Here is a 23,758-nt window from a genome sequence, read left to right on the forward strand (position 1 = left end):
ACAAATGAATGATTTCTAAGTTAGCAAGCTCGGTAAATTCTTTAAAATGAATTTGAGATTATACAAATATCATTCACTTAATTTTCTTGAATTTAACATATCTATTTAAGTTCCGACATTGTATATTGGGTATAAATATGTTCACAGCTATTACTTTTCACAATTAATCTCGTTATTTTAATTTAGAGTACTAAAAAACGGGGCCAAAATGTTTAAATATTAATTAAACACTTTGAACTCCCAATTAGTATAACTCCATAAAAAGCTAATTTTAAAACCCAAAAATTTGCTTTCGGAGACTGTATAAGAATGGATTTTCTTTAGCTGTTGACTTTTCGTCGTTTATAAGGGAAATGATTTCATCTGCAGCCCTACTACCAGAATTTCCATCTCTAAACTGATCTAAATTATACAAGACATCAAATAACTCATTCTTTTGCTTTATAAATAAATTATTATCTTTTAAATACAGTCTTAGATCATCCCCTATTTCCAAATTTATAATTTTTTCTCTAATTCTTACTTCATTGCTCCCATCCTTACGTAATGCTTGCGAGGTTGGATTTAATAACAATATATTTTGTTCTGCCAAGATAGCATCAAATATGATCCCACTATTATCTGAAATTACAAAATCAGATACAGCAAAAAGCGAAAATAGATCGCTTTGATCACTAGTTACATTATTAAAATTGTGCAGGATCTTCTCTCGGCGGTATTGCTCACTCTCTCTAAATGCAGTGCCATGATGCATTTTAATAATGATATTATAATCTTTCTCTAATTCCTTAATATCATCAATCCAGTCGTCAATTGAACTTAAATGGCCGTACGTTGGAGCGTATAAAATGGTTTTCTTATTTTCGTCAATTAGAAACTTTTCTTTTATTCCCTCAAGATTATCAAATTTATTTTTAAACCATTTATCAAATTTGGGATTACCAACAATTACACAGTTGTTATAGATATTTAATCTATTGTAATCATAACGACCATAACAAAGAATTTTATCGTAGAAAACATTCCACCAAGCAAAGTTCCAAGTATCTTTAGCTAATCCATACATCACTCGTACTTGCTTATATGCTATCTCGTTTAACCAATTAGAATAATAACAACTTACCATGCAATCATATTTAAAGTGATTCTTCATTATCATGGAAACAGTATAAGCATCAATATCATTTCGATCTAGATTCTGAAGAAATTCCATTAAGTCATCATACATATAACTTGTTTCGGAATGTTCTTGAAAATAATCATTTATCACAAGATGACAGTTAATGCCTTTATTTAATAATTCATTAATAATAGATTCATAGACATAGTAATGAAAAGTAGTTTCTAGAAAAAAGCCCACAGTTCTAGCCGGCCTTCCATTCGATTGTAATTCTATACTGTCACTTTTGATTAAGCTATATAAATAAGCTAGTTCTTGACTTTCTGTATAATAAGAAAAAGCAATATTTGTAATCTGATCTATATCCCAATCACGGACACTTTCAAATTTCAAATGTAATAATAAAGCATACTTAAACAATCTATAATCAATTTTTTCATAACTAATAGCAGTAATAATTTTTTCTTTCGCTTGAAGCCCTTCGCCTTCTTCAAAATAATATTCTACTAAATTTACAAACGTATCGATATCATAAAAAACAGGATCTACATTATTATAAATTTGTATTGCTTCTTTTTTGTAATGATATTGGTACATTAAATGTGCTGTTGGCAATAGTATTTCTTGCTCGGAACCTATCTTCTCAGCCAGTTTTCCAAAAAGACTAAGTTGATTAAATTGCAATGTTCTTTCCACTAATATAAGAATATCTTTCGAACAATTGTAGGATGTATTATTATTAGTGAAAAGATACTCCATTAATTGTTTGATGTTTTCTTCTTTTACTAAATTGAATATTAATCTGATAATACTGATATCTTTAAGTTCAAAGCAGAATAAAATCAAATCATAAATATCAATACAACCATTTTTTATAATCTCATTTAATTGCTCTAAGGTACGTGTTTCAATAAACTTTTTAAGTGCAGCTGTATTGCCTTTGCTTAGTTCTAACTTGATATTGAAACCTTCCTTAATTAAGCCATTATCCACTTGTTCTGCATAATGGCGGGCTATATCAAATTGTGAAAGCGAGATAAACAGGCGGATAAACTTAAACAAATCATAATTATTATTTATTAGATTATTATGATTAATAAAAGAAACTATTTCGCGTTCTTCCTCTCTCTCCGTTAAAATTTGCATTAAACCAATAAGAGATCGGTTGCAGTACTTATTAAGTGTTAATGCCTTTGTAAAATGGTAAACAGATTTTTCATAATTTTTCTCTTTTTGATAAATGATACCGAGAGCTCTGTGCGGAAAATATTCAAGATAATCCACGCTTGAAATAATGTTTTGGTAATCTTCCTGTTTATCAATCAATTCTTCAAATTCTGTAATTGCATCTTGGTAACGATGTTGATCTAAATAAATAATTCCTTTTAAACATTTAAAATCAGGAGATTCGCTGTATATTTGTTCTGCATCGCTAATTACATTCAACGCATCCTTGTAACGCTGCAGAGTAATGAGACAATTTATGATTTGAACCACACAAAACGATACCCAGCTGTAACGAAGGTCCGGTTTGTTTTGATAGGCTTTCAGATACGCCTCTAAAGCTTTTTCAGTATCTCCCTGCGATTGATATTCATTTCCTAAATTAAAATAATCAAAAGCATTATTCTCTGAAAAACTCATTTCTTTTTCAAGTAAAAATTGATTTCTCTTATTTTTATTTTTTTCTTTTACTACACTCGCTAAGTATCCTGAATGGTAAAGAATTAAGCTTGAAGAACCTACTTTAAGCTCACCTTCACTTTTCCTCAATTGTTCATGTATGGTCCTTGAAAAGGTAATTGCAGGATTATTTTTGTAAATTCTTAAGCCGTGGTGCTGAATAATCCTTTCTCCATGCATACCTGAAAAGTTGTATATTTTTACTTCAAAAGCATCATATTGATTCTTTATTTCATCAATTGCAGCTTGTAAATTATTTGGATCAACATATTCATCTGCATCCATGACCAATATCCATTGCCCAGACGCCTTAGACTGGGCAAAATTCCGGGCATCTGCAAAACTATCGGTCCACTCAAAATCATAAACATGATCAACGTATTGCAATGCGATTTCTTTCGTTTTGTCTGTGGAGCCAGTATCGACAATCACAATCTCATCTACAACACCCTTGACTGAATCTAAACATCGCTTTAATACTTTTTCCTCATTTTTTACAATCATACATAAAGAAATGAATGGTGCCATGAATATATCCCTCATTGTTGTTATTCTTGATTCAACAAAATATCGCGACTATAGTGTCACGATATTTTGTTGAACATCCTTTTAAAAAGGAAATTCTGTTAATTTATGCTATACATGCAATTTCCATTTTAAAATGAACACCAACCAAAAGAATAAATCTTTTGATTGGTGCAAAAAATACAAATAATTAACGAAGAAGTTGCAATACTTGCTGTGGTTGTTGGTTTGCTTGAGCCAACATTGCTTGAGCAGCTTGTGCAAGGATTGAGTCCTTTGTTTCTTCAGACATTTCTTTCGCCATATCAACATCCCGGATACGTGATTCAGCGGAAGTCAAGTTTTCTGAAGAAGTCGTCAAGTTGTTAATAGTATGATCTAAGCGGTTTTCAAGTGCACCAAGATTAGATCTTTGTGATGAAACAAGTTTAATAGCTTTGTCTAAAGCAGAAATTGCAGTACTTGCTGCAGCATTTGTATCTACAGCAATATTTGTACCAAGGCTGAGACCGGTAGTATCCATTGCAGAAATAGAGAAAGTAATAATTTGTCCCGCATTTGCCCCTACTTGTAAAGTAGCAGAAAAGGTCCCACCCAAAAGGTTTTGCGTGTTAAATTGAGTAGTTTTCGCAATACGGTCAATTTCCGACATCAACTGGTTCAATTCTGTTTGGATTTGGTTGCGGTCCTCTGTAGTATTCGTATCGTTAGCACCTTGAACAGCCAATTCACGCATACGTTGTAAAATGTCATGCGTTTCATTCAATGCACCTTCAGCAGTTTGAAGCAATGAAATGCCATCCTGTGCATTGTTTGTTGCCTGGTCCAAACCACGGATTTGGGAACGCATTTTTTCAGAGATTGCGAGACCGGCTGCGTCATCAGCCGCACTGTTGATGCGAAGGCCTGAAGAAAGTTTTTGCATTGCTTTGCTTTGTGCATTTGTTGCAGCATTTAATCTGTTCAACGTGTTCAACGCTGCAAGGTTGTGGTTGATAATCATCTATCTTTCCTCCTTGAATATTGTCGGCCCACTTCCTTGTGGACCTGGTTTTTTCCGGGTTCCCAGGTCGGCCGCCCTGTTCCCCGCTCATTTTTTATATCGGCCATATGTGCAAATGTTTAATAGTTTTGAAGAAAAAATAGATGAAAAAAACGATCATCGCAAACGACCGGTTTCCTTACTTCCCATTATGTTCTTTTAACAACCCAAGCAACCCTTGTATGCCTTGTGCCGCAGCTGTGTTTTCTCGCTGGATTTCAAGGTAGACTTCTTTGCGGTGGATTTCGATATGTTTCGGGGCGTCGATGCCGATTTTGACCTGGTCACCCTGGATGGCGGCGATGGTGATTTCGATGTCGTCGCCGATTTGGATCGATTCGCCTTTTCTTCTAGACAGGATCAGCATCGTCTCACCCCTTTACCTTCCCGGACTTATTTGCAAAGAGCGGGTGCCTTGTTTTGTATTTCGGATCGTTTAAAATCAGCTGTTTCGCCTGATGGTTCTTTTGATTTAAAATCAGCGGCGCCTGCAGGTTGGCTGTTGTATTGGCAAACGGGTCCCTGACCGTTAAGATGGCATACACGAGAACGTCTTCTTCTTTTTCGATTGAAAGCTGTTCGAGCGTGGCATCATCAATATTGAATTCATAATCGCTGAAAAACAAAAACGGGCTTGTGATCACAAAAGCGACATAAGGCGTCATCACCGACTGCAGGACCATATAAACGCCGTTGTCCAAGATCGGGAGTAAAACAAATGCCTTTTCATCCGGAAAGCCCGGAATGCCGTTTTCAAAATGCCAAATGTCCGATTCGCTGATTTCGATTTCGCCGTGGTATTTTGTATTGCGCTTCATTCTTCAGCCTCCTAACATATAAAAAACGGCACCATCCTGATATAAAGGAAGGCCATCCAGTATATCAAGATGGTGTCCATAGGTTATTTTAAAAAGTCCAGCAGCGTCGGCTGAATGACTTGCGCGCCGACTTTCAATGCAGCGGTATAAGCGCCTGAAGCAACGGAAAAATCCGTGTAAACCTGGTCGATATCCACGTCTTCGTTATTGGACATGATTTCTGTCGCTGTGAGTTCCTGCTGGGATACGCGTTCTTTCATGAGATCCAGACGGTTGCTGCGGGCGCCGGTTTGCGAAAGTTCGCTCAGCACATTGTCGATATGGGCATCGATTTTATCCAGGTACCTGTCGAAGCCATTTGCTGACGTGCCAGCATTTAAATCGCTGATTAAGTCTTTCAAGTCTTTAAAGAGATCGTCGGAAAATACTTTCGAACCATCGGCGTTGACTTGCAGGTAAATGCCTTTCGAAAGTTCGATTTTGACCGGGTTGTTGTTGATGCCGAGTGTCGTGCTCCCGTCAAATGTGCTGATATCGGTGCTGATCGGCTTTTCTGTTGTGTTCGTGCCGTTAAAAATATATTTGTCATTGACTTTCGTATTGGCAATATCGACAAGCTGGTCGCGGAGCTGTTCCACTTCGTCAGCGATTGACTGTCGGTCCGAAGGGGTTTCAGTATCGGTTGACCCTTCCACTACCAGTTCGCGGATCCGCTGCAGCACCTGGTTGGCCTCGTCCAAAGCATCGTTTGTCGTTTCAATCCAAGTACTGGCTTCCGAGAAATTGTCTTCATATTGTTTTACTTGCGCAACGGTTCTCCTATACGAGATGCCTTTCATCGCAGATAACGGATCATCGGAAAGCTTATTGATTTTTTTCCCGGATGCAAGCTGTTCCTGATATTTTGCGAGTTTGCTGTAGCTCGTATTTAAATTGTTAAGAAAATTCCTGGCGAGCATGGATTGGGTTATGCGCATCGTTTTTCACCTGCCTATCTGCCTACAACGCCCATGCCGTTGATGATTTTATCAAGCAATTCGTCGTTCATCGTAATCATCCTGGCTGCCGCGTTATAGGCTTGTTGGTATTTGATCATATTCGTCAGTTCCTCATCGAGCGAAACCGAGCTGACAGACTGCCGGTTCGTTTCAACAGATTCAAGAAGTGAACTGCTGTTTGCTTCGAGGTTGTTCGCCCGTTCCGCATCGACGCCCAGTTTCCCAATGATGCCTTCGTAATTGCTGTTGATCGTACCGGTTGTAAACGGCAATCCGAGTGAAGCGATGTTGAGCATGCTGCTGAAACCTTCCAACGAAACAGCGTTGCTGCTTAAATCAAAGTCTTCCACACTTGCGAGATTAATCGCGTTCGAACCATCTCCCGGATCTCCGTTTGCCGAAGCGGCAATCTTGCTGTAAGTGAGGCTGCTGTTGACGCTGATCGCATCCGCTGCGCCCTTGTAATCCGTCAGACTGCCAAAGGTAAAGAAAGCTGTGCCGGCGTTTCCTTCCAGATCCGTTCCTTTTTCGTGGACGGCGTTAAAAACAGTGCCGAATGTATACGCCAGTTTATCCAAGCTGTCAAGCATTTCCGGATAAGTACCGGCTTCAACTGTATTGCCGTTTGCGTCCGTATATTGATAGCCGTAGCTTTCAATTAATCCGAGCAGTTTGCCTTGCGGGAAAGTTACATTGCCGTTTGCGTCCGAAACAGCAAATTGTATACCGCCGACAGTAATGCCAACCATTTCCCCGCTTGCCGGCGGGCTGTCAATGATATTGTCGCCGTCGCTGTCAACGCCGTTCTGCACTTCAACAGAATTGTAGCTGCTGCCCTGGACGAGGTAAACGCTTGTGCCGTCTGCGGCCGTCATTTTGATATTATAAATGCCGTCCGCATTCGCCTTCGCATTCCCGCCGCTTTTTTCCGTTTCCACAGTAATATTTAAATAAGACGACAATTTGTCCACTAAGATGTCCCGTTTGTCGTACAGGTCGTTCGGCAAATAGCCGTTTGGCTCAAGGGCTGCGATTTGTTTATTTAAATCGCTGATTTGTTCCAAAATCGAGTTGATGTCATTTACGGATACGCTGATTTCGCTTCCGACATCCTTTTTATCCTGGGAAAGCGTCTCGCTTAAATAATGGAAAGTATCGGTCAATGTTTTCCCCCGCTCCAGTACGACAGACCGGGCAGATACATCTTCCGGGTTGGTACTTAAATCCTGGAGCGATTCCCAGAAAGCTTCCATTGTATTTGATAAACTGCTGTCCGAATCGGTTTCATCCATGACACTTTCCATTTTGCTCAAGGCATCGGATTTTGCCGTCCAGTAGCCCAGCTTGCTGTTGTTTTCCCGGTACTGGACATCCAGGTATTTGTCCCGAATCCGCTGTATTTCGCCCGCTTCCACGCCTGTCCCGATTTGTCCGGCAATCGCCGGGCGGTTCATGGAAGCAGCCGGGTAGGGGTCGGTGGCCGTTAAATTGACGCGCTGCCTTGTGTATCCTTCCGTATTCGCATTCGCCACGTTCTGCCCGACCGTGTACAGGGCGTTTTGCTGGGCGGCTAAAGCTCGCTTTGCCGTTTCTAATCCAAAGAAAGTGGACACCGTATCTTCTCTCCTCCGTGTTTTTTATTCAATAACCTGCTATGCTTTTGAATCAAATCTCGGCTTTCCGCCCGCCTGTACCGGCTGCCTGGACGGCGGCGCATATGTTGCGGGCTGTGTCTTCGGATAAATCAAATCGAGGGTGAGGTTCACAAATTGAAGGGCCTGATAGATGAGCATTTGATTCAAGTCGTTTTGTCTTTTCAGCTTGTCCACTGCGTTTATGAGGCGCTTCCGTAACGCCTCAAGCTGTGTGCGTTCTTCCCCTGAAGCGGCCGCAATGCATTCCGTAACCGTAACAGGATGATCGGATCCTGTAAAAGCACGCGCACATTTTTCCCGTTCTTTTTCCAGAGCTGAAATTGCCCGGATATGAGTCTGCTCTTCATTCACCATTTTCTGGAGACGCTCCATATCCTGATTTTTTATGACCTCCGTTTTTTCACAGGCCAGTTTGAACAGGCTGTTATGAAGTTTTTCCAATTTTTCCAGGCATGCAATTAATTTTTCTGCGGACATGGGCAGCCCTCCTTACTTGCCCGTAAAATATTTCAAAATGCCTTCAGCTGTTTTTTCGGCATCTGTTTGATACATTCCGTTTTGCACCTGCTGTTTTAAAGCGGCGATTTTTCGGCTCCGTTCCTGTTCGAGTTGGGAGGCCTTTTGCAATTCTTTTGCTTCGGAAGAAATTTCGACTTTGTCCGTCTTTTGGCTGCTTTTATTAGCCTGCTGCGTCTGCTGGCTGATCTGGCGCTGATACGGATTGATCCCCGAACTGTTAATGTGATTGATCTTCAAAGTGTTCACCCCTTTTTTAAGGTTTCCGCGCAAATTCACCATCCAATATATCGGATAAACAAGCGGAATGTTTACTTTACTTAAAGTGATAAGTCTTTTTCCTCACTTTTTCTTCCCATTTCTTTTCTTTTTCGAAGCGTTCGAGATCTTCGGAAATCGCTTTCGCACAGTCTTCGCATATTTTTCCCGATTGGATTAATTTGCCGCAACGGTCGCACGGATACGCCAGGTTTGGGAAATGGGCCGTAAGCAGGCGGCCTTTCCGCACCCACTTGTAAACGAGCTTTTCCGGCACATTGTTTTTTTCAACAATCGTTTGCACCGTTGCCGCGCGGTTTTCGCGTTTCTTTAAAAAATTGGAAACGCGGTCAAATGCAGCTTCTTCCTCTCTGTAGCAGTCTTCGCATACATCGCGAACGGAATTTTTGATAAATAATTTACCGCAATTCGGACAGTTTTCCAACTTCGCCATCCGATCCGCCTCCCTTTTTATCCGTCGCCGTTCGTTTTCTATCCTTTTTATCGGCATAAATTTCGTTTTTTTAACCCCGGGCCGCTGTTAAAGAATATACTTTTTCGGCGCCCGCTTCCCGCAAAGCTCTTGCCGCATGGTGGACGGTCGAGCCGGTTGTGTAAATATCGTCAATCAATAAGATGGTGCGGCCTTCGATGGGAGCCGTTTTTTCCACATGAAAAAATTGCGATTGGCGGATACGTTCCCGGCGCGTTTTTTTCGACTGCTTTTCGGTATGGGTGCGCCGAAGCAGGGGCGTTGGTGTGAGGCCTGCAGCCCGGGCAAGCGCCTCCGCCTGGTTAAACAGCCGTTCTGATAACCGTTCTGCGCTCAGCGGGACCGGCACAATCAAGTCAAAATCGCACGATGCTGACGCCTGCCGGATGCCGTCTGCAAAAATGGCGGCCAAAATATAGTCGCCGCGGAACTTAAAGTGGGTAAAAACTTCTTTGCAAAAATTATTATATGCATAAATGGATATGTTTTCTTCAAGCACGCCCGCCCATTCCGGATCTTTTTCCCATTTCGCGCAGTCAAGGCATATATCCCCTTGCACATAGGCGGGATCGAGTTTTGCAAGCGGCCGGCAGCATTTTTGGCAAACTGGCGGCTCGATTTTCTCCAATCTGGCGCGGCAATCTTCGCAAAGCGGGGATTCCCGCTGCGGAAAAATGAGCGCCCGCCATGAAAGCCTGGAGTGGAGCGGCTGATGGCAAAATAAACAATACTCATTCATCAATCAGCCCCCGCTTTCTTGCTTCTTCATTCATCGCTGAAATATGGCGCTGCGCTTTTACCATTGCTTGTGATCTCCCATAATGGAAAAACGTCACGACGCCTGTCGGAAAATCGGCACTTCTTCCGGCCCTGCCCGCCATTTGCACGAGGGCGGCTTCCGTGAAAATGGCATCTTCCGCCCCGACAACAGCGACGTCAATATTCGGGAAAGTCACGCCGCGCTCGAGAATGGTGGTCGTTAACAAAACCGGGGTTTTTCCGGCGCGCATCCTCCCGACTTTCTCTTTCCTTTCCGGATCTTCGGCATGCACCGACTCAATATCCGGGTGAAGTTTCTTGAAGAGCGGCTCCGCTATTTTCATCAGCCTGATATTGGGGAGAAAAAGGAGCGTCTGTTTTCCGACATCAAGCCGATGTTTAACCCAAGCTTCAACCGGGCGGGGCAGCCTTCCTTTTTCAAAAGCTTTGCGCCAGTTGCCCGCCCATTTCATTTCGGGGACGGGAAGCGGACGGCGGTGGTACCGTGCCGGGATCGTGACAAACGGGCGCAATCCTTTCCGGCATTCGCGCTGCCATGTTTCATTCGGGGTTGCGGTCAAATAAATGTGCGCGCATGATTCCTTGGCGGCTTTTTTTACTGCCCGCTGCAATGTTTCATCATATGTGTACGGGAAAGCGTCCACTTCATCGACAATCATCGTGTCAAAAGCGGCTTTAAAGCGGTAAAGCTGATGGGTTGTGGAAAGGACGAGCTGCGCCCATTTGTAGCGGTCAGGGCTGCCGCCGTACAATGCGGCAATGCTGATGTCCGGAAAAACGCGCCGAAAACGGGGGGCGAGTTCGAGTACGACGTCCGTCCGTGGTGTTGCGATGCAAACGCGCCCGCCGTTTTTGATCGCCGCTTCGATTCCATTAAATAAGATTTCGGTTTTCCCTGCACCGCAAACAGCCCAAACGAGCATCTCTTTTTTCTTCAGGACGGCATCCATGACCGCTTTTGATGCAGCCTGCTGCCCTTCGGAAAGCATTCCTTCCCATTGAAGCGGCTGCGCAGGCGGGTGGAATGCGGGTTCGGGGCCCGTCCAGCTGACAAGCGGCCGGCAGGAAGTGACCCGCCCCATCATCAGGCAGTTGCGGCAGTATACGCTGGATTTTCCGCAATGGGCACACGGGAATACTGCGAAAAGATGCGCCTCTTGATTGCCGCAGCGCAGGCAGATGCAGTTCGGGAATTCCCCCCGGATTCCTTGTTCATAGTGGATCCAGCCATGTTTTTTATGCATTTCCAGCAGTTCGGGTGAAAAAGGGATTTCAGATTTGAGGAGTTTGCGTCCGGCGAGGTGGTGCTGGAGTTCTTCCGAAAAAGCAGAGAGATTCAAGGACAAATCCGTTCACTCCTTTGTTCGTTTGTGGGGGAGAAGGGGCTGTCCAAAAAGCCCCTTTTCATCAAGAAGTTTTAGCTCATAACGCCCTGATAGATTTTCAAAATACGGTTTTTTGCGTAAAACTTTGTTCAAACTCTCTTGATACCGCTTCTAAGTGCCGGTCGCGGGAGTAAAAGGAACTCGAATCGATTTTATCATGATTCTTAGAACCGTTCCATGAAAATATTTTATTCTAATGGTCTTTCGAAGCTCTTAAAAACGACTTTGGAACATCCCCTTCTTTTTTAAACTGTTATTTCAGCATCCATGCAATCCCGATCGCGCCTTCCCCAAGATGGGTGGCAATGACCGGGCCGAAATAGCTGATCGAAAAATCAACGGTCGAAAACCGTATTTCTAGTTCATCTTTAATTTCAAGCGCCTGTTCCTTGCGGTTGGCGTGGATGATCGAACATTTGAACGGCAGGCCCTTGTTCACATCTTCGGCAAGCAGGTCATAAATGCGGTTTAACGCTTTTTTCTGGGTGCGGATTTTTTCAAACGGTACAATTTCATCATCGACAAACGTCAAAAGCGGTTTGATTTTTAACAGGCTGCCGATGAGCGCCTGCGAGCCGGACAGTCTTCCGCCGCGCTGGAGATGCGTTAAGTCATCCACCATAAAATATGCCTTGGTGGATGCTTTTAATTCATCAAGGCGGGCAAGGATTTCTTCCGGTTCTTTTCCTTCAAGCGCCATTTTTGCCGCATCAATCGCAAAAAAGCCCTGCGCCATGCAACTCCAGCCGGAATTATAAGGATACACTTTTACACCTTCGACCATGCCAGCCGCTGTGATCGCACCCTGGTATGTTCCGCTGATTTTTTTGGATAAATGGATGCTGATAATGGCATCGTAATCTTTCGACAGCTGTTCAAAGAGTTCCACAAACTGACCGGTCGACGGCTGGGAGGAAGTCGGCAGCTTGTCCGACATGCGCATTTTTTCAAAAAATTCATCTGCCGTAATATCAATTTCTTCCCGGTATTCTTCCCGGCCGAAAATAACATTTAACGGAATCATATAAATAGAATATCGTTCGCGTATTTCTTGCGGGATGTAAGCGGTACTGTCGGTGACAATGGCCGTTCTCATTTTTCCCTCTCCCTTCCGCTTGTCTGATCTCCTCCATTGTATAAAATAAGCAGCCGTTTGAAAAGCCGGCCGGGTATGCCATCCGTCCGATTTATAACCTATCCGCCGATTTCTTTACTGTTTTCGCCGATAAAATAAAGATTTCCGCTGATTTTTCAAATTTCTCCCGTTTCCGGCGATAAATCGGATCCACATGCTGATTCACCACTGCTTTCCGCCTCTCCAAAAATAAAAAACCTCGGCAATACATTAAAAAATGTACAACCAAGGTTTTCCCTTACCGTACTTTGACCCATCCGTTCTTAATCGCCATCACGACTGCTTGTGTACGGTCATTGACTTTCAATTTCTGCAAAATATTGCTGACGTGGTTTTTCACAGTTTTTTCGCTTATGTATAAACTGTCGCCGATCGCGCGGTTGCTTTTGCCGTCAGCCAATAATTGCAATACCTCACATTCACGCGGAGTCAATAAATGCAACGGCTGGACGATTTCCGGCTGCCGGTATGCCCCGTCGGATGCATAGCGGTTTGACAATTTCCGGAATTCTTCCACCAAATTGCGGGTAATTTTCGGATGCAGGTAGCTGCCGCCGTCCGCAACAACTTTTACGGCTTCGATCAGCGCATCCGAATCCATTTCTTTCAACAAGTAACCGGTTGCGCCCGATTTTAACGTGTGTGTAACGTATGATTCATCATCGTGGATGGAAAGAATGATAATTTTCGTATCCGGATAAGTCTCGATCAGCTTTCTTGTTGCCTCCACCCCGTTTTCGTGCGGCATGTTGATATCCATCAACACGACATCGGGATGGTATTTTTCAATGATGCCGAGCGCGTCTTCCCCGTCTTCTCCCTCTGCCACGACTTCGAACGTTTTTTCAAATTCAAGGATCCGTTTCACGCCTTCACGGAACAACTGATGGTCGTCGATGATCGCAATTTTCACCGTCATTCTCTCTTTCCTCCTTTTCCATATTTATTGCAGCGGGATTTGGATAATGACCAATGTCCCCGCTCTGATTTTCGAATGGATGGAAATTTCACCATTTAAAAGGCCGACACGCTCTCTCATGCCGACAATCCCGAATGCACCTTCACGTATGCTGTTGACATCAAAGCCGACGCCATTATCTTTGACAATGGCAATAAAACTGTTTTTCCTCAGCTCCGTTTTCACTTGGATTTCCGTCGCCTTCGAATGTTTTAAAGCATTTTGTACGGATTCCTGGACGAGCCGGAAAACCGCAATTTCGTAATTGGTCAGGAGCCTTCTTTCTTCTCCTAAATGCGTATAGGTAATGATCGTATTCTGATTATAATTTTCGACGGTAGACAAATATTTTCTGAGGGTCGGAATTAAGCCGAGATCATCCAATGCCATCGGCCGTAAATCGTAAATGATGCGCCGGACTTCTTTTAACGAACCGCGGACCAATTCTTTTAAATTGCGGATTTCTTCGAGTGCTTCCTCCACGCCGCGTTCGTGGTATATTTTTTCCACCAAGTCGGAACGGATCAACATATTGGCCAGCATTTGCGCCGGCCCGTCGTGGATCTCCCGTGAAATGCGTTTCCGCTCTTCCTCCTGCGCTTCGATGACCCGGAGCCCGAACTCCTGCTTATGCTTTGCGTCTTCGATCGCTTCGCTGATATTGCGCAAGTCGCTTGTTAAATAGTTTAACACAACGGTCGTTTGCGAGATGAGGTGATTGGCCCGTTCAATCGTATCTTTTAAAGAATGAAGCCGTCGTTCCAATTCGTTTCTTCTTTCGCGCAGATGGATTTCGCGCTGCCTGTTCATCGACAGCTGGGTTTGGATCATGTGTGCCTTTTCGTAGGCTTCCTGCACCTGTTGTTCGGAAAAATCCCGGAAATGCCTGCTTACTTCAGCCAGCCGCAGCCTTGCAAACCGCGATTTCGTTTCCAGTTCATCCGTTTGCTGAATCACAACGGACACTGCGGCTTTGATTTCATCGAGCTCTTTTACAAGCGTTTCATAATCCTGCCGGCACTTTTCGCCAATTTCAAAAATCTCATGCTTGCTTTCTTCAACTGTCACAATCATTTTCTCCAAAATGGCGTCCAATGCCTTGGAGTCGAATGTCTTTAATGTCATCTTGCTTCCCCCAAAAGAATAGTCGATGAATCAGTTCCCGAACAGAAGGCGGACGGATGCAGGACAATCCAAACCGGCACACTGTGATAACGTTATTTTACCGCGAAAGCAGCGTTTAGACTATTTGAAAATAAAGTACAACCGTATAATGGTACTAATTTCCCAGCTACTTTAGTAGGGAAAACACATACCATTATACGGTGCACAAGACAGCCCTGATTCTAAGTTTACACATAAAAAATTATAACATATTCCGACCGTGATATAATGAGGTAAAATATTGGAATTTCGACGAAGGAAGATTGCCATGTTAAAAGAATATTTCACTGTAAAAGGCGAAGGGAGCCATGAAATTGATATTCAAAAATCGAGGTTTATCGCCCATGTAAAAAGGGCGGAATCGGAAGAGGAGGCGCTTGCGTTTGTCCAGGCTGTCAAAAAAGAGCATTGGAACGCGACCCACAACTGCTCCGCCTACATGATCGGCGAGCAAAACCTCATTCAAAAAGCGAGCGATGACGGCGAGCCGGCCGGAACAGCAGGCGTGCCGATGCTGGAAGTGTTGAAAAAGAAAGATTTGAAAGATGCCGTTGTGGTCGTGACGCGTTATTTCGGCGGCATTAAGCTTGGGGCCGGCGGGTTGATCCGCGCTTACAGCAAAGCGGCTTCAGAAGGCATCCGTGCAGCAGGTATTGTGAAAAGGACGCTTGTTTCAACTTTCCATGTAAAATTGGATTATTCGTGGCTCGGGAAAGTCGAAAACGCGCTACACAGCTCCCCGTATCAAATCAAAGAAATCCAATACTTGGAGCAGGTGGAACTGTCCATTTACGTAAAAGAAGGGGAACAGGACGCCTTCCAAAATTGGATGGCCGATTTGACAAACGGTCAGGCCGCCATTTCGGAAGGGGAAAAGCAGTATCTGGAAACGGATGCCGAATAAATCTGAAAGCCCGGGGCGCATGCAAAGCACCCCGGGCTTTTGATTAAGACCGGTTTTTAATGAAATTCAACAACGGCTTGTAATCTTTGCCGACCAGGCCGATACTTTCGACGAACAGTTCGATCGTGATCAGGATGACGCCGATAAAGATGAGCGAACCCCAGAGCGTTGCCATCGAAAAGATCAATGCAGCCAGGCTGAACATGGCAGCGATCGCGTAAATGATCAGGACCACTTGCCGGTGCGAAAAACCGAGCCGCAGCAGACAATGGTGCAAATGCGAGCGGTCCGGTGCCGACAGCGGCCGCTTGTTGACAAGCCGGCGGATAATCGCAAAGAATGTATCGGAAATCGGTACCCCGAGAATCAGTACAGGAATAATCAACGAGATAAATGTAACGTTTTTAAAACCGAGCAAAGACAGCACAGAAATCATATAGCCGAGGAACAGTGCCCCGGTATCCCCCATAAAAATCTTAGCCGGGTAAAAATTATAAAATAAGAAGCCAACCGTGCTGACCATCAGAACCAAACCGATCACTGTCACATACGCATCGCCCATAATAATGGCCATGCCGGAAATGGTCAAGAGCGCGATCGAAGAAACCCCGGCGGCTAACCCGTCCAACCCGTCAATTAAATTAATCGCGTTCGTCACGCCGACGATCCACAAAATCGTAAGCGGAATACTGAAAATCCCGAATTCCAGTTGGCCCCCGAAAGGAAGGTTAATGAATTCGACATGGATTCCGCTCAATACAACAACAACCGCCGCAGCCAGCTGGCCGATTAGCTTTACACGCGGTGTCAGCTCTTTGATGTCATCGGCAATGCCGGTAATGATAATAATCAGGCTCCCGAGCAAAATCGGCAGGGAATGCGGATTATCCGGGCGGAGCAGCAGCACCCCGGCAATAAAACTGACATATATGGCAAGCCCGCCTAAACGGGGCATCACTTTCAAATGGACTTTCCGCTGGTTCGGCTTGTCTATTGCCCCGATGCGTACCGCAAGTTTTTTAATCAGCGGCGTAATAAAAATCGTAAGCATAAAGCATATAAACAAGGTAAGGAATATCAATGTGCTGCCTCCTTTGGTTTATCATAACCAATAAGGATTGAAAATATCGTGAAGCCGCCATCATTACTTTTACCATGATAACTGTTTCACTTGTCCTAAACTAAATGTACCCTGACTTTCTTAATTAAATCTTAACAAAATATTTACCCGAAATTCACTGTTATCATTATAATTGTTATCCGACAATTTATCCACTATGATTTGATCTAAACTACTAATTTTCTTGCTTTTTTTCATATATTATAAGCACCGTTTGCATGGCCGGCGCCGTGTGAAATCCGGCGAGCAAAAAAAGCGGCGGGCTCTGCCATGATGGCATCCCGCCGCTATGGAATTTGGAGTACACGCCACCGCTTTTACTGCTGGTAAACCGGGACGTCAAACACAAGCGTGTATCGGTCCAAAAGATCATATAATTTTTTAATATTGTTCACCTGTTTGACGGCCCAGCCGATATCCGTGGCATATTGGTGCGCAGCCCCGTTATATTTGTCCGCATAAACAGGGTTCCAGCGCATCGTATAAAGGCTGTTTTGCCCGATAGCGGTATAATTTTTGCTGATCCATTCAGCCCCGCCTTCGATCGCCTTGTCCACCGATGTCCACCCCTGCTCGTAAGCGTATTTGGAACCTGTGCCGTCCGGATCGCTGTCATAAGCATGGATGCCGAACATGTTATAAACGGTTACGCCGTTCACTTTAATGCCGGTCGCCAGTTTAGATGTCCCGTTTCCGGTTTCGAGCAGGGCATGGGAAATCAAATACAGTTCATTGACATGGTACTTTTTGCTGGCATCAATGAATACCGAGCCTTTGCCTTCTAAAACGCCCTTTCCTTTTAAAATTTTGTCATTGAGCTCGCCGACACTGGAACCTGCATACTGGTCGAGCGCAAGGAATTGGAAATACCCGCTGCTTACTTTTGGATAATTCGCCGGATTGACATACGTTTGAATATCAGCCGGTTTTGCATTTCTGAAAGATTGGTATTTAATTTGATAATAAGTTTTATTGCTTGAAGATACAATTGTAACTGCTGCATCTTTTTTCAGCGTGCCGTACACCCAGGAGCCCGATTTCGGCTGCTCTAGTACTTTTGCTGAAGCGGCGGTGACCGTTCCTTTTGTCGTACTCCCTTTTTTTAGTTTAACCGCGGATTTTAGGACATACGCATTATGGAATGCATACAAATCGGTCTGCGGATTCGTTTTTGCCTGGATGGCCACCATTTCCGGAACAGTCAGGCCGTAATGGGTATATTTGTAAAACGGCCCGACCGCCACATCGCTTTTCGAAATATAACCGGTCGTTTTTTTGCCGTTCACCATTACGGTCGTTGTATACCATTTGGATGTAAAAGTTTGGTAGGTTAGAGGCGTATAAATATAATAGCTTTTCAGCACGGAAGAAGCCGTGGAAGCCCTCTCGTAAACTTTTGTCGGGCTTTTCACCGCAGACCCTTCAATGGTTTTCGGGCTTGCAGCCGCCGCTTCCATATCGTTTTTTTTCACATAACCGGTTACCGTTTTCCCGTTCACTTTCACGTTGAGCGTATACCAGCCGGACGTAAAAGTTTTATAGGTTAAGAGGCTGCCTTGCGCATAATGTTTTAATACCGTCGAAACCGTGCTCGGCCGTGTGTAAACCGGCATGGAAGACGGCAGTGAAATCCCGCGCTTCGTCACCGGCGATGAGGTAATGGCTTCCACATCGTTCTTATAAATATAGCCTGTCCGTGTTTTGCCGTTTACAGTTGTTGTGTATGTATACCAATGGGCTGAAAAAGTTTTATATGTCAGCTTCGTCCCCTGTGCATAGGTTTTTAGCGGAGATGAACCGGTGCTTGCCCGCGAATAAAGTATCGTCGGATTTTTCAAAACAATTCCGGTTTTCGCGGTTTGCGATGAGGACGCATTTTCCGTATCGCTTTTGGCAATATAGCCCGTCACGGTTTTGCTGCCGATTTGTGTCGTATATTGGTAAAAACCGGATGTAAATGTTTTATAGGTCAGCACTGTGCCCTGGGGATACGATTTTAATGCGGCAGACGAGGTGCTTGCTTTTGAATACAGCTTTGTCGAGCTTTTCAAAAGGATGCCTTTCACGGAAACCGGATGCAGGGTTGCCGTTTCCACATCGCTTGTCCGGATATAGCCCGTAAACGAAGTGCTTTTGATTTTATAGTAACCGGTTGAAGCCGGCTGGAACGACAGAACATCGCCTTTTGTGTAATGCTTCAGTACTTTCGCTTTCGCAGACGGGGTTGCATATACATTGATGGAACTGTATTTTACGACGCCGCGGAGCGTTTGTACGGTTGCAGCCGATGCATCAGGACCGCCGGCCACTATATAAAACAAAAAGGCTGCTAAAAACGCAAAAAATAGTCTCTTCCTCAATTCAATTCCCTCTTTTCACCTCGGAATACCCTTACCTCAAATATCGGCTGTTTTTGTGGAATGTTTATGCAAAAATTTGCTGCTAAAATCTTACTCGCCTGCCAAATCGCTAACTTTTCTACAATTCTAACACATTCTGTTTCCGGAAAAAATCACTTTCATTCCAGAAAAGGGGATTTTTCTTCCTATTTCGCCGTTTATTTACAAGATTTAGAGAAAAAGGGGGGTAACAGGAAAATGAAGTCGATAGATTTTGTTCGAGAATTTTGCGGGGTTCCTGCGTAGAAAGCTTGCAGATCTTCCACGGAATGCGAGTGCCTTTCGGAATCATCAGCATTCCCGGATTACTTTCCGTACATTAAAATAGTGTCCCCGGGTCAGTTCACTGACTTTAGGGCAGCCACGTTTATAAAATGCTTCTTGTAACAGTCCTTAGACGCTCTGTTAGAACCGTTCAACCTGTTCTTTCTCCTTCGAATGGCACTTACACGCTCTGTTAGAACCGTTCAACCTGTTCTTTTCTCCTTCGAACGGCACTTACACGCTCTGTTAGAACCGTTCAACCTGTTTTTTCTCCTTCGAATGGCACTTAGACGCTTTGTAAGGACCGTTCAACCTGTTTTTTCTCCTTCGAATGGCACTTACACGCTTTGTTAGAACCGTTTGTCCTGTATTTTTCTCTCGAAACGTTCCTTAGCAATCTATAAAGGCCAGCCATGCCTTCATTTTTACTTAAAGCAGGGTGTTCCCAAAGCCGACAAACCGGCTTTGGGAACACTCCTTCTACACCAAAACGGCTGCTTTATCGGAACAGATTGGCCGCTTTTTTCACCACAAGCCCGCTGCCGCCGCGGTCTTTGACGTCTTCTACCAGCATGGCGACGAGCACATCTTTCTTTTTCGTGTCATACACGACGAATAAGCCGTTTTCTTTGCCGTTTTTGTCGCTTTGGCTGGCTTTTAATTCAGCGGTTCCTGTTTTCCCCGCAAGTGAAGCGCCAGGGATATCGGCCGCATGGGCGGTGCCGGACGGGTCCGCCACGACCTGCCGGAGCATGCCGGCAATCGTATCTGCCGTTTTGCTACTTATAGGATGCTTCCATACTCTCGTTTTTTCGCCCGCCTGCAAATTCGGATGCAATTCATCGCCGCCGTTGATAAACGGCGTATAGCAAAGCGCCAGATGGAGAATATTCATTTCCATCTGACCCTGGCCGTAACCGGTGTCGGCCAACTGGATGTCACTGGCAAATTTGCCGTTTGATGAAATTTGCGAAGCTTTTAACGGATAATTAAATGGAATATCTTCGCCGATGCCAAAACCTTTTAGACCTTTTACAAACTTATCTGCGCCAATATCAAGCGCTGTTTGCGCAAAAAAGATATTGTCGGACAACACAAGCGCTTTTTCCATATTTTCCGGGCTGTTATTCACATGGACGCGGGTAATCTTATAGCTTCCCCAGTCTGCATTTTTCTGCCAGGAAGTGCCGGTAATTGTCTTCGTTGCGCCGGCCGTTGTTGTGCCGGTGTTCAGTGCAATTGCCCCCGTGACCGGCTTGATCGTGGAACCCGGCGCATAGGCAAGCGCAAACCGGTTGATAAGCGGCTGTGCCGGATCTTTTTCAAGCTTCGCATAGGCGGAGACGGACATCCCTAGAATAAAATCGTTCGGGTCAAACGCTGGCGTGCTGACGAGCGCCAGGACATCGCCCGTTTTCGGGTTGATTGCCGAAGCCGTGCCGGCGTCATCCTTCATTTGGTTGTATATTTTCTTTTGCAGTTCCGCATCAATCGTGACTTTGATGTCCTTCCCGTTTTTCACCTTTTTCTCGGCGACTGTATACGTGCTGCCGTCCTGTTTTTGGATGTAAATTTTTTCTCCCGCTTGTCCGCGCAGCTGTTCATCGTAAAGCTGTTCGAGCCCGCGCTTGCCGATGATGCTGTTTGCAGTGTAGCCTTTATCTTTCAGCTTTTTCAGCTCTTCTCCGGCAATTGCGCCGATATAACCGGTTAAATGGGCGGCCGCTTTCCCGTAAGGATAAATGCGCGCATCTACCGTCTGCGAAGAAAAACCGGGGATCGATGTCACTTTTTTCACAAGCGCCTTATCATGCATGGAAACTTTCTTAATCGGCACAAATAAATTCGGCTGGACCCAGTTCTCATCCAATTTTTGCTTGATTTCGTCCGTTGAAATGTCGAGCAGTCCGGCCGCCTTTTGCATGGCTGCCGTCTTGTCACCCTTCATTTGTTCCGGAATGATGCCGATTTGATAAACTTTCCCATTGATTGCCAATCCTTTCCCGTTTCGGTCAAGGATTTCCCCGCGAACAGGGTTTTGTTCGGATACTTTAATTGTATCCCCTTTCGTCAAATGTGGCAGAAGCAAACTTGGTTTCCAATTGACATACCAGTTTTCTTTTTTATCTTTCTTTTCTTTGACGAGTACAACCTTGTCTTTATAAGTAACTTTCCCGCCTGATGTTTGGAAAGAAATGTTGAGCGGCACTGTTACTTTGTCTTTGTTTTGATAGGCATCTTTTTCCAATGTTTTGTACGAAACTTTCAGCTGCGAAATATTTAAGTCCCCGTACACTTTTTTGTAGCGTCCGGCAACATCTTTTGAGGCATACTGTTTTTTCGCGGATTCGGACAAATAGTTTTGATACATATCCGTGAATTTTTCCTGCTTCCAAAGCTTAATATAATCAGACAAACGTTCATTCGGTGTCGGCGTTTTTTCACAGCCGGCGAGAGCCGCAAATACCGCCAGCAACAATACAGCAATCCATAGCTTTTTTTTCAAAAAATTTCCCTCCCAATAAACATTGTTGACGATTGCGGAATCCTGCCACAAAAGGTTCCGCAAATCCCGTGATCATCAGCAAAAAATTTCGACAACCCCATAAAAAAAAACGGAAGTTTACTCTGTTTTATGTTACATTTATATTATATAAAAAGGACAAGATTAAAGGGGGAAAAAATGTGGATATCATCACACAGTTAAAAGCTGACAACACGCGCAAAAAAAGCCGCTTTATGTTTGTCACATTTCTGATCTCCCTGCTGGCCGCTTTTGTTGAATCGATTTTCGAGAAAAAAACCGGCATGGCAGTTTTGTACGGGTCGGAAGCGGCTCTTTTCGTTGTGCTTTTCTTCGTGATCGACCTGTGTCTCCAAAAATTCCGTATATTTTCTTATGCGAGCGTCATCATCGCTTATTTATTCGGCATTTACGCGATTCTTTTTCTCGAGAACAATTTTACCATGTCCATTGTACTATTTTTTCTACTTACTTACAGCGCACTGCAGTTTGAACAATTGCTCTTCTTGATCGGCGCCTTCTTCGGCATTTTCGAATTCGTGATAAGCTTTTTCATGCCTTCCGCCGAACTGGGCATCATCCGTGACATGTTCCCGACTGCGATACTTGCCTATATTTTAACAGCCATTTTATTATACGCCATGATTTACCAGCATCAAAACCTGATGGATTCTTTTCTTTTATCTATAAAAAATACAATCCAAACAATGGAAGAACAAAGCGCGGCTTACCAGGAAGAAATGTCGGCGCTCATTGACCAGGTGTCCAATGTCAACGGCCATATTCAGACAAATTTACACGCGCAAAGCGAAATGAAATCGACGGTCAATGAAATTTCAAAAGGCAGCGTAACCCAAAGCGAGCAGATTACACAAATTGCCGGCCATGCCGCGGATACATTGCATTCCATGGAATTCCTTACGCAAGTGTCCGATGAATTGACAAAAGAGGCCCGCGAAGCCGCAAATACCGCACAATTGGGTGAAAAGGCGGTTGATGAGTTAACGCTTGAAATCAGCGATGTCATTGACACCATTATGGAGCTGAACAACACGTTTACCGTTTTAACGCAAAAAGTGGAAGAAACAAACACGTTTACCGACAGCATCAAACAAATTACGGAACAAACAAATCTGCTTGCGCTGAATGCATCGATTGAAGCGGCGCGTGCGGGGGAAGCCGGGCGCGGATTTTCAATTGTTGCCGATGAAATCCGGAGGCTCGCGGAAACGACGCACGAAACGACCGAGAAAATTAACCGCAATTTGGCGGATTTAAACGGGAGCAATGCGGCGGCGCACGACAAATTGCAGTTGAGCAGCACAAAAATTTTAGCAACAGCGGAATCAAGCCAAAATGTCACCACTTATTTCAGGAAACTGTTAAAAACTTTAAACGGGCAGGTTGAGAAGTTTAAAGAATTTGATTCGCTGTCGAAAAAAGTTACCGGACAGGCCCATGAAGTAGAAGGAGCATCAAGCGAACTCGCTGCCATTATTGAGGAAACTTCCGCCAGCCTGGAAGAAATGGCAGCCACAATTGAAAATTTGACAAACGACCACCAATCCATTGCGGAGGCGCTCAACGAAGTCACGGGCCAGGCCGAGCAGTTCCGTGAAAAAACGAAACATCTGCGGAAAAACTTCACGCGCAAAAACGATTGAAAAACAAGACCTTACCAGAAGCCGCTGATATCCATAAAAGCGGCTTCCTTTTGCTACATTTGACTGAAAAAAATATAGGAAGAAAAACTGGTAATTTGAACCATCTTTATTTGCCAGAAATCCCATGATTTTGCTATTTTGTGTCGCTTACATTAGCAGAAAAAGGAACAATTTCCTTTTTTCTGGCGAAAAAGGTCTACCATTATAAAAAAATTTTGATAGAATGATATTAGTTGAAAAAAAAGACTAATGGAGGTTACACGAGTGTGAAAAAGAAAACAATCTTTTCCGTTGCCGCTACAACGCTTTTGGCCACTTCGTTTACGACCGAGGCATTTGCCCAGACATATAAA

General features: G+C 44.1%; 19 protein-coding genes. 2 read left to right on the top strand and 17 right to left on the bottom strand.

Annotated elements, in window-relative coordinates; translation table 11 throughout:
• Positions 1-271: 271 nt before the first annotated feature.
• The 14 genes from BpJC4_RS14095 to BpJC4_RS14160 all read right to left on the bottom strand — a co-directional run bounded on the left by BpJC4_RS14095 (position 272) and on the right by BpJC4_RS14160 (position 14,491).
• Complete coding sequence (locus BpJC4_RS14095) at positions 272-3,331, bottom strand: glycosyltransferase (protein WP_172968373.1); 3,060 nt, start codon at positions 3,329-3,331, stop codon at positions 272-274.
• A gap of 187 nt (positions 3,332-3,518) precedes the next feature.
• Complete coding sequence (locus BpJC4_RS14100; RefSeq protein WP_151698075.1) at positions 3,519-4,331, bottom strand: flagellin N-terminal helical domain-containing protein; 813 nt, start codon at positions 4,329-4,331, stop codon at positions 3,519-3,521.
• A 178-nt stretch (positions 4,332-4,509) separates the two neighbouring features.
• On the bottom strand, positions 4,510-4,737 hold the full coding sequence (gene csrA / locus BpJC4_RS14105; protein ID WP_151698076.1) for a carbon storage regulator CsrA: 228 nt from the start codon (positions 4,735-4,737) through the stop codon (positions 4,510-4,512).
• A gap of 4 nt (positions 4,738-4,741) precedes the next feature.
• Positions 4,742-5,188, bottom strand: coding sequence for a flagellar assembly protein FliW (gene fliW / locus BpJC4_RS14110; RefSeq protein ID WP_151698077.1), 447 nt, complete (start codon positions 5,186-5,188; stop codon positions 4,742-4,744).
• 83 nt (positions 5,189-5,271) lie between these two features.
• A complete protein-coding gene (flgL, locus tag BpJC4_RS14115; RefSeq protein ID WP_151698078.1) occupies positions 5,272-6,165 on the bottom strand; it encodes a flagellar hook-associated protein FlgL in 894 nt (297 codons plus the stop codon).
• Positions 6,166-6,179: 14 nt separating this feature from the next.
• Positions 6,180-7,799, bottom strand: a complete 1,620-nt coding sequence (gene flgK, locus BpJC4_RS14120; protein WP_151698079.1) for a flagellar hook-associated protein FlgK — start codon at positions 7,797-7,799, stop codon at positions 6,180-6,182.
• Positions 7,800-7,838: 39 nt separating this feature from the next.
• On the bottom strand, positions 7,839-8,318 hold the full coding sequence (locus BpJC4_RS14125; RefSeq protein ID WP_151698080.1) for a flagellar protein FlgN: 480 nt from the start codon (positions 8,316-8,318) through the stop codon (positions 7,839-7,841).
• Between the two features lie 12 nt (positions 8,319-8,330).
• Complete coding sequence (gene flgM, locus BpJC4_RS14130) at positions 8,331-8,597, bottom strand: flagellar biosynthesis anti-sigma factor FlgM (protein WP_151698081.1); 267 nt, start codon at positions 8,595-8,597, stop codon at positions 8,331-8,333.
• Positions 8,598-8,673: 76 nt separating this feature from the next.
• A complete protein-coding gene (locus tag BpJC4_RS14135; RefSeq protein WP_151680015.1) occupies positions 8,674-9,069 on the bottom strand; it encodes a TIGR03826 family flagellar region protein in 396 nt (131 codons plus the stop codon).
• A 70-nt stretch (positions 9,070-9,139) separates the two neighbouring features.
• Entirely contained in the window at positions 9,140-9,847 is a 708-nt protein-coding gene (locus BpJC4_RS14140; RefSeq protein ID WP_151698082.1) for a ComF family protein, read from the bottom strand.
• Positions 9,840-11,234 (bottom strand): ATP-dependent helicase ComFA, encoded by a 1,395-nt coding sequence (locus tag BpJC4_RS14145; protein ID WP_269467552.1) that lies wholly within the window; start codon positions 11,232-11,234, stop codon positions 9,840-9,842. The genes BpJC4_RS14140 and BpJC4_RS14145 overlap by 8 nt, the downstream gene beginning before the upstream one ends.
• Before the next feature lie 292 nt (positions 11,235-11,526).
• A complete protein-coding gene (locus BpJC4_RS14150; protein WP_151698083.1) occupies positions 11,527-12,369 on the bottom strand; it encodes a DegV family protein in 843 nt (280 codons plus the stop codon).
• 277 nt (positions 12,370-12,646) lie between these two features.
• Positions 12,647-13,327: a response regulator gene (locus BpJC4_RS14155; RefSeq protein ID WP_151698084.1), complete on the bottom strand. Its 681-nt coding sequence runs from the start codon at positions 13,325-13,327 to the stop codon at positions 12,647-12,649.
• A gap of 24 nt (positions 13,328-13,351) precedes the next feature.
• On the bottom strand, positions 13,352-14,491 hold the full coding sequence (locus BpJC4_RS14160; RefSeq protein ID WP_151698085.1) for a sensor histidine kinase: 1,140 nt from the start codon (positions 14,489-14,491) through the stop codon (positions 13,352-13,354).
• Positions 14,492-14,798: 307 nt separating this feature from the next.
• Here BpJC4_RS14160 and BpJC4_RS14165 point away from each other — a divergent pair, with 307 nt between their 5' ends.
• Complete coding sequence (locus BpJC4_RS14165; RefSeq protein WP_151680047.1) at positions 14,799-15,434, top strand: YigZ family protein; 636 nt, start codon at positions 14,799-14,801, stop codon at positions 15,432-15,434.
• Between the two features lie 43 nt (positions 15,435-15,477).
• Here BpJC4_RS14165 and BpJC4_RS14170 read toward each other — a convergent pair whose 3' ends face one another.
• The 3 genes from BpJC4_RS14170 to BpJC4_RS14180 form a co-directional block, all read right to left on the bottom strand.
• Positions 15,478-16,515, bottom strand: a complete 1,038-nt coding sequence (locus tag BpJC4_RS14170; RefSeq protein ID WP_151680020.1) for a glycosyltransferase family 4 protein — start codon at positions 16,513-16,515, stop codon at positions 15,478-15,480.
• Between the two features lie 356 nt (positions 16,516-16,871).
• The gene (locus BpJC4_RS14175) at positions 16,872-18,914 is read right to left on the bottom strand and encodes a glucosaminidase domain-containing protein (protein ID WP_151698086.1); all 2,043 of its coding nucleotides are present in this window, start codon (positions 18,912-18,914) and stop codon (positions 16,872-16,874) included.
• Between the two features lie 802 nt (positions 18,915-19,716).
• Positions 19,717-21,723 (bottom strand): penicillin-binding transpeptidase domain-containing protein, encoded by a 2,007-nt coding sequence (locus BpJC4_RS14180; RefSeq protein WP_151680022.1) that lies wholly within the window; start codon positions 21,721-21,723, stop codon positions 19,717-19,719.
• Positions 21,724-21,902: 179 nt separating this feature from the next.
• Between BpJC4_RS14180 and BpJC4_RS14185 the strand changes: the two genes are divergently transcribed.
• A complete protein-coding gene (locus BpJC4_RS14185; protein ID WP_151698087.1) occupies positions 21,903-23,405 on the top strand; it encodes a methyl-accepting chemotaxis protein in 1,503 nt (500 codons plus the stop codon).
• Positions 23,406-23,758 lie beyond the last annotated feature (353 nt).

The organism is Weizmannia acidilactici, assembly GCF_008974185.1.
In the GTDB taxonomy this organism is placed as follows: Bacteria; Bacillota; Bacilli; order Bacillales; family Bacillaceae_C; genus Weizmannia; species Weizmannia acidilactici.

Coding starts and splice junctions, on each gene's coding strand:
- BpJC4_RS14095 (WP_172968373.1), bottom strand. CDS start 3,331: ATGGCACCATTCATTTCTTTATGTATGATTGTAAAAAATGAGGAAAAA.
- BpJC4_RS14100 (WP_151698075.1), bottom strand. CDS start 4,331: ATGATTATCAACCACAACCTTGCAGCGTTGAACACGTTGAACAGATTA.
- csrA (WP_151698076.1), bottom strand. CDS start 4,737: ATGCTGATCCTGTCTAGAAGAAAAGGCGAATCGATCCAAATCGGCGAC.
- fliW (WP_151698077.1), bottom strand. CDS start 5,188: ATGAAGCGCAATACAAAATACCACGGCGAAATCGAAATCAGCGAATCG.
- flgL (WP_151698078.1), bottom strand. CDS start 6,165: ATGCGCATAACCCAATCCATGCTCGCCAGGAATTTTCTTAACAATTTA.
- BpJC4_RS14125 (WP_151698080.1), bottom strand. CDS start 8,318: ATGTCCGCAGAAAAATTAATTGCATGCCTGGAAAAATTGGAAAAACTT.
- BpJC4_RS14135 (WP_151680015.1), bottom strand. CDS start 9,069: ATGGCGAAGTTGGAAAACTGTCCGAATTGCGGTAAATTATTTATCAAA.
- BpJC4_RS14140 (WP_151698082.1), bottom strand. CDS start 9,847: ATGAATGAGTATTGTTTATTTTGCCATCAGCCGCTCCACTCCAGGCTT.
- BpJC4_RS14150 (WP_151698083.1), bottom strand. CDS start 12,369: ATGAGAACGGCCATTGTCACCGACAGTACCGCTTACATCCCGCAAGAA.
- BpJC4_RS14155 (WP_151698084.1), bottom strand. CDS start 13,327: ATGACGGTGAAAATTGCGATCATCGACGACCATCAGTTGTTCCGTGAA.
- BpJC4_RS14160 (WP_151698085.1), bottom strand. CDS start 14,491: ATGACATTAAAGACATTCGACTCCAAGGCATTGGACGCCATTTTGGAG.
- BpJC4_RS14165 (WP_151680047.1), top strand. CDS start 14,799: ATGTTAAAAGAATATTTCACTGTAAAAGGCGAAGGGAGCCATGAAATT.